Source organism: Candidatus Dependentiae bacterium (assembly GCA_040878395.1).
In the GTDB taxonomy this organism is placed as follows: domain Bacteria; phylum Babelota; class Babeliae; order Babelales; family Vermiphilaceae; genus JAKBEL01.
The window spans coordinates 1-12,317 of record JBBDMI010000011.1 but is presented as its reverse complement, the minus strand read 5'-3'; the positions used below and the strand labels follow the sequence as shown (position 1 = coordinate 12,317).

Sequence of the window (12,317 nt, the reverse complement as noted above, 5' to 3'; positions counted from 1 at the left end):
AAACTTAGAACAAATTAAAGTTATGTTGATAAGCTTATTGGAGCATATATGAATATACCAACTCCAGAAACAGAACAGTTACAACTATTTGATAATTATGGATTGTGGCATGTGCCGTTTTGGCAAAAATTATGGTTTATTATTTTAATGATACTGTTAGCATCGGTTTTTTTTGTAGGAGCCGTTTTTTGCTTGATGAAGTTTATGCGGTCAAAAAAAAAGAAGCGTTCCGGTTGGCAACAAGCGTTGTATGATTTGGAACAGTTAAAAAAGAATGGTCTGTTATCTATTGCACAGAGCAGTTCTTTTTATGCTAAGTTAACGAGCATATTAAAACAGTTTGTGAGTTATCATTATAAAAAAGATGTGTGTAGTTATACCGATCAACAAATGATTGTGTATGTTGATACTATTGATCTGTTTGAAGAGCAGAAAAAAAAACTGGAAGCAATTTTTTCTGCCGGTGAATTAATTAAATTTGCAAATCAAGATGCACTTGCACAACAGATGCAAGATGACTGGCAATTTGCTTTTGATTTTGCTAAAACGCATAAAGAGTTGAATGAAAAAAAACATAAAAAGGATGTATGAATGAAATATCTCTATTTATTAGTATTGACGCAAATTTGTTGTGCGAGTGATTCTGATACTACAAAGCAACAAGAGGCTCTAGCAGGCGAATCTTTTCAAGTTACTCAACATACAAAAAAACCTGAATCTGAAAAAATGCCCCAAGAAATTATTGATGCATTGGATGATGAAACATTTGCTGAAATGATTCGCAAACCTGGAGCTTATCGAAAGCTATTTGTGAGAGATTGATAGGTTGCAGCTGTCCTTGGCAGTTGCTCTATAATCGCGTATACTTAAGACTTATATCATTTTAATTCACTTAAAAAGACTCGATTATTTCCTATGCAATCATTTTATATTCATTGGCCGTTTTGTCCATATAGATGTCATTTTTGTCCATTTGTGGCGTATTTAAAGAATGACTCATTTCTTAAGCCATATCATGATGCCCTTTGTAAAGAGCTATTGATGTATGGTGACTCATGTAATCAAAGACCTCAATTGGAGACTATTTACTTTGGTGGTGGAACGCCAAGTACCTATCCGGATGATTTACTACTTGACACGTTTGGTATACTAGAAAAAGTATCAAATTTTAACGAAAAAACAGAAATTACCTTTGAGGTGAATCCGGGGACAGCAACAGCAAAACAGCTTGCATTATGGAAGGACATGGGTATCAATAGATTAAGTATTGGTGTTCAGAGTTTGAATGAGCAAGTTTTAAAAAATGTAAATAGATTACAGACCAATGAGGATGTCTGTACGGTATTGGAGTTGGCGAAAGACAGATTTGAAAATGTTTCAGTAGATTTTATTTTAGGTTTGCCGGGTGTAACGGATGATGAGTGGAAAGAGCAGTTGCGCAAGGTGGTGCAATGGCCAATAAAACATGTATCGGTCTATTTTTTGATGGTACATGAATTTACTCCGCTGTATTATCGTGTGCAAAAGAAAAGTGTGCAATTGCCATCTGATAGTCGATTAGCGGATTTATATTGTTGGACGGTGGATTTTTTACAGGATCATGGGATTGAACAGTATGAGGTTTCAAGCTTTGCAAAGCCAGGTTTTCAGTCGCGACACAATAAAGCGTATTGGGATCGGAAACCATACAAAGGTTTTGGTGTGGGAGCATGGTCATTTGATGAAAATAAAAGATATAGAAATAAGAAAAATTTAATGCTCTATATGAAAGGAATCGGCAAGGGGGAAGATCTTATAGAATTTAGTGAAACACTCACAGATGATCAGGCTGCATTAGAACATTTCATGCTTGGCTTTCGTCAGGTGAAAGGGGTGTCCCGTGATTTTTATTTCACGCATATTCCGTCACAAAAACATATGGAAGCACATAAGCTGATTTCGGATTTGTGTTCTAGAGAGTTACTTAAAGAAGAGAATGGCAGGCTAAAGTTGACGGTAAGAGGACTTGCCGTTGAACAAGAAATTATAACGCAATTATCTCTATAGTATTGGTGGATGGGAATATAATGCATCTTTGATGCATAAAGATGTGTTATCTAAAAATAATTATTTAAACTAGGGTTATTCATATGGCAAAGCATGTAGGTGTAAAATTACCAGAAGATTTAGTTGAAGTTTTAAAAAAAGGTGAGACGGTAGGTGTTTTGGCAACATTTTCAGAAAAAGGTTTGCCACATACTACACCACTTCAGTCAATTTATCCAAAGGGGCTTGAAAGTATTTTAATTTCGATTCATAAAGATCATACTGGTTATCATAACATGGTTTGGCAAAAAAAAGTTATGATTTGTTTTTTGGACGCAAATAATGTTGCTTATAGTGTATTAGGGCGTGCAGGTGTTGTTCGTGCACCATCAAATATACATCCATTGATGAATATTGTGCGTATCGATATTATAGATATTAAAAGTGATCGTTCTGTATTAACAAAAGTTGATAGTGGTGTTCGTTGGAGTTATACTTCATGGGAAGCTGAAGAGCTTTCAAAAGGTTTGCTTGATGAGCTAAAAGAGCTTGCGCAAACGTTATAACGTTAAAATACAAAAGGGAGTTTGTATGTTCTACTTATTCATATATTTGTTTTGTTTTTTTCTTTGTGTGCATAGTCACACTACAATTACTCAAGACGAACTTGCAGATCAACTAGAACAGACTGAACAACAAGCTCCTGAAGATAATGTAATTGAAGATTCGTTGAATGAATCTGAGTCCTCGCAAGATGAATCTAATAAGACAGAACAGAAAGTTGAACAACAAGTGCTTAAAGATGATAAGACTGAAGATCCAATTGATAGTTCTGAATTTCAACAAGATGAGTCAAGTGACACAGAACAGACTGAAGATCAACAACAAGTAGCTGAAGATACTGTAGTTGAAGATTCAGCTGATAGCTCTGAATCCCAGCAAGATGATTCAAGTGACACAGAACAAGCTGAAGTTGAGCAACGAGGGCCTGAAGGTGATGTTTTATCAGAAAGTATAGAGCAACCGGTGCCTGATGAAATGTCGAAAGAGGTTCCAAGTGATTCAATTAAGCAAGATGAACCGGTCGCAGAAGTTCAAGAAGAAGAGATTATTGGAATAGACACTGTTGATATTAATGAGCCTGAAGGTAATTGGTTATTTAAGCGTATTTGGTGGGAAAAAAGTAAAGAATTGTTTGGTAAAATTCGTGATCGAGTAGATAAGATTGTCGAGTCGCGAATGCATTTTTTTACTGAGCGAGTAAAGCTTGATCGTAATGTATTGGATCCATTTTACGTTAATATTGGTTTAGATCAAGGTGCACTACGTGAATCTATATCTCATCTTCTTGATATTCTTAAGTCAGAAAGAGAACAAGATGGTATTCTTGAACCTGATGAACTGGAGATGTTCAATACGTTAATTGAAGAAAAGTCTGTATTGGAAAAAGTAAATGAATCAGTTATGAGCATCCAGCAACTTGATGCTAGCCTTGATGAGGCGTTGAACAAACTGATGGAACAGATTAATTTAGCACGTTCTTATGAGCGTGAATCGTGGCAATTGTTGAATGGAATTGCTGAAGAGTTGAATGACAAAAAAGCTCGTGAACATTATTATACAATCGCAACACTTTGGCGGAATGTAAAAGAGATTGCGAATTATATTGAAGGGCCATTTGCGCAACATTTCATTAAGCTTGCATCATTGTCTATTGAGAATGTGCAAAGCATTTCTGAGGCAGTAGGCACTTTGGAAGAAAAAGGCATTGAAATAAAAAAACGCATTGAGCCAAAAAGAGATATTGTTGATCAAGATGATGATGAAGATGAATCATATGATGAACAGCCTGAACAAGAAATAGGTTGGTCAACTTGGTTGTGGCAAAAAATTACGGGATGGTTTAGCTGGTAATATAGCCAAGATCATAGATTATAAGAGGGTCGATTAACTTTAGTTAATTGACCCTCTTTTTTTAAAATAGAAATCAAATGAGTAGAGAAGTTTAAGACAAAAGAATAATAATGTGCAAAACCAAATAATATAGCTAAATTTCAGTTGCCAATTATACGGAATTGTGATACATTTTTGCGTATATTTGTTGATGCCGAGGTGGTGAAATGGTAGACACGCAAGTTTAAGGGACTTGTGGGAGAAATCCTGTAGGGGTTCGAGTCCCCTCCTCGGCACCAGTCTTCGTTTATCCGGGTTTTTCCGTCGTCGCCTATGGCTATGCCGGACACGGCCGACTCGATAAGCTTCGCCTGGCAAGTCTGTTCCTCGAAGTTCGAAGAGCAAAGTAGAGGCCAATTTTTTGTTTGTTTGTTCTTTGTAGGAAGGGCTATTTTTTATGATATGAATAGAAAATAGTTTTCTCGTTTGTAAAGAAACAAGAAGCAGGAAAAAATATAGAGAGTGAAAAAATAATATCTTTTAAGGAGTTTTTGTATGAATACCACAGCGCAAAAAATTTTTGGATCAACGCTTTTTTTCTGGGTGGCGTTAGCAGGTTTTTGTTTATATTATTTGCATCCTTTGCGTGAAAGTTTACGCTTTGGGATTGATCTTGTAGGTGGTACTTATATTACTTTAGAAGTTCAAGCAGAAAAAGCTATAGAAGCGCGATTGCTAGAATTGATGCAAACATTAAAAAAACAGACTGCAGCTGCAAATTATCCGGTACAAGTTTCAACCGAAATTGCGCCGGTTATAGTAACTGAGCAAGAGGGTGGAAAAGTAAGTTCATACAAACTTATTTTTTCTTATGAGTCTCCAATGGTTGCGCAACAGATTGCTACCTTTATTCAAGAACAATATCGTCGCGATTTAGTAGTGAAAACTGAAGCTGCTAGTGTTATTATTCGTTATAATCCAGCAGAAGAATTGCGTGTTAAGCGTGATGCTGTTGAGCGTAATATTGAAGTGATCAGAACACGTATTGATAAATTAGGTGTATCTGAAACGCCGATTTCACAACAAGGTGAGCGTAATATTATTGTAGAACTTCCAGATATTTCCGATCCACAAAAAGCTAAAGCTATGATTGGTAAAGCTGCAGTATTGGAATTTAAATTAGTAGAAGCCAACGGACGAACAGAAGAAGATATTTTATATGAACTTGATGGTGAAATTCCATCTGATATGGAAATTGTACCTGGCCGTATGGTACAAGGTGAAGTTACCGGTTATTATTTAGTTCCACGTTATTCTGAATTGACTGGAAGATTGCTTGCGGATGCAAAAGGTTCATTAGACGAGCGTCAATGGATAGTTTCTTTCCGTTGGAATCCTGAAGGCGGAAATAAATTTTATGAATTAACCAGCAGAAATCATGGAAAAAATTTAGCAATTGTTCTTGATGGCGTTGTAATCACAGCTCCACGTATTAGCAGCAGTATTAGAAACGAGGGTAGAATTACCGGTAACTTTGATGCTAACGAAGCCAAAGAGCTTGCGCTGCTATTAAAATCAGGTTCATTTGTAGCTCCATTAACTTTTGAAGAAGAACGTCAAGTTGGTCCATCATTAGGACAAGAATCAATTAATCGTGGCTTGATGTCATGTCTAGTTGGTTTAGGGTTGGTATTTATTTTCGGTGTTTTTTATTACAAAGTTTCCGGTGTCTTTGCATTCTTGGCATTGGTGTATAATCTGATTCTTATTCTGTTTGGTTTGGCACGTTTTGGTGCTACCTTAACATTACCTGGCATTGCGGGTATGGTGTTGACTATCGGTATGGCAATTGATGCATCAATTTTGATCTACGAAAGAATAAAAGAAGAGCTTGCAAAAGGTATGCCAATAAAAACTGCAGTTCAACAAGGATTTTCAAATGCACAGTGGGTTATTTTAGATGGTAACATTACTACCTTTATTGTTGGTATAGTATTGTATAAATTTGGTACAGGTCCAATCCAAGGATTTGCAGTTACTATGATGATCGGTATTATTTCAACATTGATTACCGGCTTGTTTTTCCTAAGGTCTATATTTACCTTTATTTTAAGTAATTTTAAGCTTCAAAAACTAAGTATTTAGTGTATACTATAACTATCTAAGAAATTTTTTGGCGGCGTAGCTCAGGTGGTTAGAGCGATGGAATCATAATCCATAGGTCCGGGGTTCAAGTCCCTGCGCCGCTACCAGTCTTCGTTCCTAACGGAACTTCGTCTGGCAGGCCAGTCTTTTTCGTTTAGGGTAATGATTTTGCTTTTTCGAAGGACGCTTATGATATGTAAATTTAAAAAAAGCCAAGGTGTATAAACCTTGGCTTTTTGCATGTTCTAGAATAGTGCGCAATAATTTGTTTTCTGCAACGTAATTGTGAAAATAGCTATCTTATAGTAACTTTTGTTAAGTTGCGCGCAGTTCAAAGTATACTTATCCTCAAAAATAAGGTTTTACTTAAGACTTCAACATGGTATCACAATGCCAGAGCGTTGTTTATAGCATGGTTCAGATAAGGCGTTGCAGCATGTTCAGGATGTGCAATTAAGCTTCGATGATTTAAAAAATTTGTGCAAGCGCAGCTCAGCATGCCTATATAGTTATATTGGATATGCCCTAAGCCAAAAACAAATGGCATAACAAATTGAGCATATTTTTTGTTTATAGTGTTCCTGCAAATTATGTGTGGTACATAGGTAAATATTATTTCCTCTATCAAAGGGGCCAGCAATATGAACTTTATTGGCGATATTCTTAGGCAGATCTGTTTACTCGCTGATTCATTTTGCTCATGAAAGAGAGCAGGTGTTAATCCTGTTAATCCTGCATGCAAAGCCATATTGTATAAAGCAAACCGACCGGCATGGCCAAGGCTGGTAAGAACACTTGGCTTTTGGTGAGTTTTTCCTATAGCTTGTTGAGAACCAAGCAGATCTTTTTTTATAGTTTCGCTAACAGATGGTAGTCGATGCTCCTGTCCTAACATTGCATTCGTGATAAAGCCGAGTGAATAGCAGCCTCCGGCAAAGGCTGAGGCGTTGAGAATTAGTCTATAGTTGGAAAGTTTTTCTAATTTTTCAACAGCAGAGGATGGTGATGCAAGCGCGTAAGAGCCTGCTGCTAATGCAAAAGCGCCAAGGGCGATATCTATTGGATGTTTGGCGCAAAAGGTTCCTGCCTTTTGCATCCAGTTTTTCTCTAATGTATTTTCACCTGAAGCAGAATATGCATTAGTATAGACGAACATTATAGCTAATAAAAACAATGGTTTTTTCATTTTAACCTCTTTTTACTTAAAAAAAATAAGAATTATTCTAATAGTAATTATATCATTTTTTTTTATATATGCAAGGTTGTATATGCAATATGGTAAGGATAGGTGGGCAAGGTTACAATCAGAGTTTTTTCAGGTTATATATAACCAACTCATTGCTTTAGGCAAAATATTGCTTTAAGTAGCGTGCTGTATGACTTTGTTTGCTTTCACTTACTTGTTTCGGTGTGCCTTGTGCAACAATAAAACCGCCTTCATCCCCGCCTTCAGGGCCAAGGTCAATTAACCAATCAACTGTTTTTAATACATCAATATTATGTTCGATAACGATCATAGAGTTGCCTTTGTCAACTAATGTATTGAGCACTTGTAGTAGTTTTGCTATGTCATGATTGTGTAAACCGGTAGTGGGCTCATCAAGAATATATAATGTATTGTTACCACGTTTTGCTAGTTCATTGACCAGTTTAATGCGTTGTGCTTCACCGCCGGATAAGGTGGTTGAAGGTTGACCAAGTTTGAGATAATCAAGTCCAACATCACATAATAATTTAAGGCGTTTAGCGATGCGTTGATGAGATTCAAAGAATTGCAATGCTTCATATGTAGTCATTTGTAAAACATCTGCAATGTTTTTTTCTTTGAAGGTAATTTGTAATGTTTCACGGTTGTACCGTTTACCTTTACATGTTTTGCATAGCATGGTTACTTCAGGCAAAAAATGCATGGTAACTTTGATTTGGCCATCACCATTGCATTCAAAACATCTACCCGATGGCACATTAAAACTAAAGCGTCCAACTTTATAACCACGAATTTTACTTTCAGGTAATGATGCAAACAACATGCGAATGCTATCAAAAATACCTAAATAGGTTACGGGATTAGATCGAGGTGTTCTGCCGATTGGGCTTTGATCAATGACCACCATGTTTTCAATTTGTTCTGCACCAATAAGATCGGTATCATTTTTATTTGTTTTTATTGTATTGAGTTCACGTTTTAATTGTGGCACCAACTCTTGCATAATCAGTGTACTTTTTCCTGATCCTGAAACGCCTGAGATGCCACAAAAAACACCAAGAGGGAATCTTGTTTCGATATTTTTTAAATTGTTTTTTGTTGCATGTGTAAGCTGTAGGTGTCCAGTTGGTTTGCGAGTGACATCAGGTAATGCGATCTGTTTTTTGCCGCTTAAATATGCGCCACTTAATGAATTGCTATTTTTTTGAATATCTTGCGGTTTACCGACTGCGGTAATGTTTCCACCGAGTACGCCGGCTGCAGGGCCCATATCGATGATGTAATCAGATTGTTTCATGGTGTCAATGTCATGCTCAACCACCACAACAGTGTTTCCTTGATCGCGTAATGCTTTGAGTGTGTCAATTAAACGATCGTTGTCGCGTTGATGCAGTCCAATACTTGGTTCATCAAGGACATACAGTACACCACTTAATGCAGATCCAATTTGTGTTGCCAAACGAATGCGTTGACCTTCACCGCCGGATAAAGTGCGTGCGGTACGATTGAGTGATAAATAAGAAAGACCCACATCATTCAAGAATCTTACTCGATTGGTAATCTCTTTGATTAGTCCACCGGCAATTTCTTGTTTTGTTGTTTCAAGTGTTAAGTTTTTAAAGAATGCTAAAAGTTCTTTTATTGAAATATTGCAGATGTCATAAATGTTTTGTTCTCCAATCGTGACTGCAAGCGCATACTTGTTGAGTCGTCTTCCCATACAGCTTGTGCAAGTAATTTCTTTTGCATATTTATCGGCAAAAAAGTCAGGGTATCTTTCTTTCCATGCATCTTTATCATTGTCACCCCATGGCCATTCATGAATGAAGCCAATACCATGACAATCGTCACATGCGCCAATGGGAGAGTTGAAAGAGAATGCACGGGGTTCAAGTTCAGGTATTGATTCAGCGCAATCGATACACATGCGTTCAGATGAATAGCTATAGCTTTGATCTCCAATAATAAGTTTACACATACCTTTGGTTAGATTGAATGCTTTTTCAATTGCTTCTTGCACGCGTGATTGTTCATCTTTGCTGATTTCAATTGCATCCAGAAGAATATCAATGGTGTGTTTGAACGTTTTTTTTAGTTTTAACTGTTGGATTTCTTCTTCTGATTTAAATCGATACTGTTTTCCATCGATGATAAAACGGTAATACCCTTTTGCAAATAAATCTTGTAGCTCTTTTTCAAATGAGCCTTTTTTTTCATGCGCTAATGGAGCTGCAAGTAAAATGGTTTGTTGATCAAAAGAGTTTAAAATCATTGAGGTGATATGTTCAGGTGATTCGGCATGAATTTTTGCATGGCAATTTGGGCAATGTATGGTTCCAATACGGGCATAAAGCACACGTAAATAATCATATAGTTCTGTGATGGTTCCAACGGTAGATCGTGGATTGTGTCCGACTGTTTTTTGTTCAATTGCAATTGAAGGGCATAATCCTTCAATCGAATCTACATCAGGTTTTTTAGCTACCCCTAAAAATTGGCGCGCATATGATGAAAGTGATTCCATATACCGTCGTTTACCTTCGGTGAAAAGAATATCTAATGCTAATGAACTTTTGCCGGAGCCTGACGGACCCGTAATGATAGTGAGGGTATCTTTTGGAATCGCGACATCTATATTTTTTAGGTTATGTTCTCGCGCACCTTTTATTTTGATCCAATTGCGATCTGATTGTTTTGTTTTCATTTTTTATCTACCTTCGCTTTAAATTTAGCTTTTTTACCTATTTATGCTTTTATAGTAACTTATATATTAACATAAATATTTGAATTGTACTATAAGGATACCCAGGAGAAGATGGAGTTTTCGTAAGCTGAATAATGAGAGGATTACTCTGATGAGACAGGTTCGTCTGGCATATCAACAGTAATCATATAGCCGGCACCCCAAAAATTGTAGTCAGTAATTTTGGGCATTGATAATGGCGAAGGTTCTTTTACTAATTTGAATGATACAAATTGCTCCATTAAATACTTTAATTTAAGACTTTGTATAATTGATTCATCAATGGTCGAATCATGTTTTAATTTATGAGCAAGATGCGTTGTATACTGAAGTGAATCATCGGTAGTAGGGTGTGTTGTTATTGTATTTCCTATATTTTCAACAAATATTAATCCACTTTTTTTGGCTTGATGATAATAAGCTCCAAGATCAGCTTCCATTTTTTCTGCTCGATTAATTGCATTGCAATAGGCTAATGTTCCGAGATTTGCATAATATCCAAAGTAGAAGAGCGCTGAATACAAGGCGATCATTTGTCCATAAAGTGCATGCGGTTTCTTTAAATGTTTTCCTGAAAGAGCTGCCAATAATGCAATTGCACCACTTGTATTGGCATGCTCTTTTTTTACAATAGCTATATTGCGTTTAAAGCTGTGCATTAGATATCTTTGTTTGCTTAAGCAATGATTATATTTTATGTGATGCAGCTCATGAAGTGCTGTTTGTTTAAATCTATGGCTATCGATCCGATGATATGGCATAAAATACATGCACCAATACCAATATGACCTTGAACCGTATTGAGTATTGTAAAGACCGGTTAACCAATTTTCATCAAAAACGATATTCTTATTATGAATCGCATATGCTTTAACGCCCATTTCTTTTGGAATTGGCTTCATGCTGAAAGTGATGTCGCGATCAGCAATGCCGATATCTTCTTGTAATTGTTTGCATATAGTAAGAAATTCCTTAGGTAACGGCTTACTTGTATCATCATTGCTATAACTGAATAAGTTGATGGTCAATAAGGTTAAAAGTGTAATGTGTAGTTTTGATGCATGCATATGCTGTTCCATTGTAATGTTGATTTTTTTGTTGTTGTCACATGCAAGAATATCATTTTCATGATTTTTTACTATCAGCATGGATATATCGTGATGTGGATGATGAAAAATATATTCGATTTTATACAATAGATATTGCATTTTATCTGAAAATTCGTATACTTAGGTGCATATAGAAAATCATGGTGGGTGTAGCTCAGTTGGTAGAGCATCAGATTGTGGTTCTGAGGGTCGTGGGTTCGAGACCCACCACTCACCCCATATTTCTATCTTTTCATTCAAAACCTACTTATTTTTGTTAGACTTAGAGCTGTATTTTTCTGAACAGTTAGCTTTTAAAGGATATGTATGCTTTCAAATATGGTCTGGGGACTAGGTTTAGTGATGGTTGGTCTATCTATGATTTTAAATAAGTTATATGGGATTGCTATTCCTTTTGAGATTATGTTGGGCTTTTTCTTGATTCTGTTGGGTCTGAGCATTATGTTTAATCTAACTCGTAAGTGATCGTCATGAATCCAAGTTTGATTTGGGGCGCTATTTTAGTATTGCTAGGTTTATCACTTTTATTGAAATCAATTCTTAATATTACCATTCCGTTGATACGGCCATTTTTTGGTTGCGTATTTGTTTATTTAGGTTTGAGTATTATGATGGATCCATTCACTGAAAAACCGGATAAAAAAACGGTTGTTTTTGGTACAAGTTTAGTGAAAGGCCATGCTGATATTTCAACCTATAATGTTGCTTTTGGCTCTTCAACGGTTGATCTGTCGCATATGGCATTTGTTGAGCCAACAGATATAACTATAAATACGGTATTTGGTTCGCAAACGGTTCTTATTAATCCTGCAATTGCTACAAAAGTGAAGGTGAATGCGCTCTTTTCACGTGCAGCACTGCCTGATGAAACATTGCTTTCTTTTGGGCGTAATGTGTATAAAAATGCTGAACATGAAGATCCTATTGTCACTATTCAGGTGAATGTACTGTTTGGGAATATTGATATAATTACGGCTCAATTTGAACCTGTTTCTATTAAGGTTAAAGATCAAGATATGAATGATCAGGATGTAGTTGCTCAATTAGCCTAAAAAAAGGTTGCAAAAGGGGTAAAAAAAGGATATCTTTACTAACGAATTCGTTTTATTCTACATTCTTAGAATATAATAAAATTCAGGTTCGGGATGTGGCGCAATTGGTAGCGCACTCGCTTTGGGAGCGAGGGGTTGTGAGT

General features: G+C 36.3%; 10 protein-coding genes and 3 tRNA genes. 10 read left to right on the top strand and 3 right to left on the bottom strand.

The window, feature by feature from the left end; translation table 11 throughout:
• Positions 1-48 precede the first annotated feature (48 nt).
• The 8 genes from WD055_04515 to WD055_04480 all read left to right on the top strand — a co-directional run bounded on the left by WD055_04515 (position 49) and on the right by WD055_04480 (position 6,170).
• Positions 49-591, top strand: coding sequence for a hypothetical protein (locus tag WD055_04515; protein ID MEX0849466.1), 543 nt, complete (start codon positions 49-51; stop codon positions 589-591).
• Positions 592-822 (top strand): hypothetical protein, encoded by a 231-nt coding sequence (locus tag WD055_04510; GenBank protein MEX0849465.1) that lies wholly within the window; start codon positions 592-594, stop codon positions 820-822.
• Between the two features lie 93 nt (positions 823-915).
• Positions 916-2,046: a radical SAM family heme chaperone HemW gene (hemW, locus tag WD055_04505; protein ID MEX0849464.1), complete on the top strand. Its 1,131-nt coding sequence runs from the start codon at positions 916-918 to the stop codon at positions 2,044-2,046.
• Positions 2,047-2,129: 83 nt separating this feature from the next.
• Positions 2,130-2,591: a pyridoxamine 5'-phosphate oxidase family protein gene (locus WD055_04500; GenBank protein MEX0849463.1), complete on the top strand. Its 462-nt coding sequence runs from the start codon at positions 2,130-2,132 to the stop codon at positions 2,589-2,591.
• Positions 2,592-2,616: 25 nt separating this feature from the next.
• On the top strand, positions 2,617-3,939 hold the full coding sequence (locus WD055_04495) for a hypothetical protein (protein ID MEX0849462.1): 1,323 nt from the start codon (positions 2,617-2,619) through the stop codon (positions 3,937-3,939).
• A gap of 192 nt (positions 3,940-4,131) precedes the next feature.
• Positions 4,132-4,217 (top strand) — tRNA-Leu (locus WD055_04490).
• Positions 4,218-4,473: 256 nt separating this feature from the next.
• Entirely contained in the window at positions 4,474-6,063 is a 1,590-nt protein-coding gene (gene secD / locus WD055_04485) for a protein translocase subunit SecD (protein MEX0849461.1), read from the top strand.
• A 30-nt stretch (positions 6,064-6,093) separates the two neighbouring features.
• Positions 6,094-6,170, top strand: a tRNA-Met gene (locus tag WD055_04480).
• A 278-nt stretch (positions 6,171-6,448) separates the two neighbouring features.
• Here the strand turns inward: WD055_04480 and WD055_04475 are convergent.
• From WD055_04475 to WD055_04465, 3 genes are all read right to left on the bottom strand, one after another.
• Entirely contained in the window at positions 6,449-7,249 is an 801-nt protein-coding gene (locus WD055_04475) for a CPBP family intramembrane glutamic endopeptidase (GenBank protein MEX0849460.1), read from the bottom strand.
• A gap of 157 nt (positions 7,250-7,406) precedes the next feature.
• Positions 7,407-9,974, bottom strand: coding sequence for an excinuclease ABC subunit UvrA (gene uvrA / locus WD055_04470; GenBank protein MEX0849459.1), 2,568 nt, complete (start codon positions 9,972-9,974; stop codon positions 7,407-7,409).
• Between the two features lie 143 nt (positions 9,975-10,117).
• Positions 10,118-11,161 carry a hypothetical protein gene (locus WD055_04465; protein MEX0849458.1) on the bottom strand — a complete coding sequence of 348 codons (1,044 nt, stop codon included), beginning with the start codon at positions 11,159-11,161 and terminating at the stop codon, positions 10,118-10,120.
• A 104-nt stretch (positions 11,162-11,265) separates the two neighbouring features.
• On the opposite strand from WD055_04465, the gene WD055_04460 reads away from it, so the two are divergent.
• Positions 11,266-11,341, top strand: a tRNA-His gene (locus WD055_04460).
• A gap of 251 nt (positions 11,342-11,592) precedes the next feature.
• On the top strand, positions 11,593-12,174 hold the full coding sequence (locus WD055_04455; GenBank protein MEX0849457.1) for a hypothetical protein: 582 nt from the start codon (positions 11,593-11,595) through the stop codon (positions 12,172-12,174).
• The last annotated feature ends 143 nt before the right edge of the window (positions 12,175-12,317 follow it).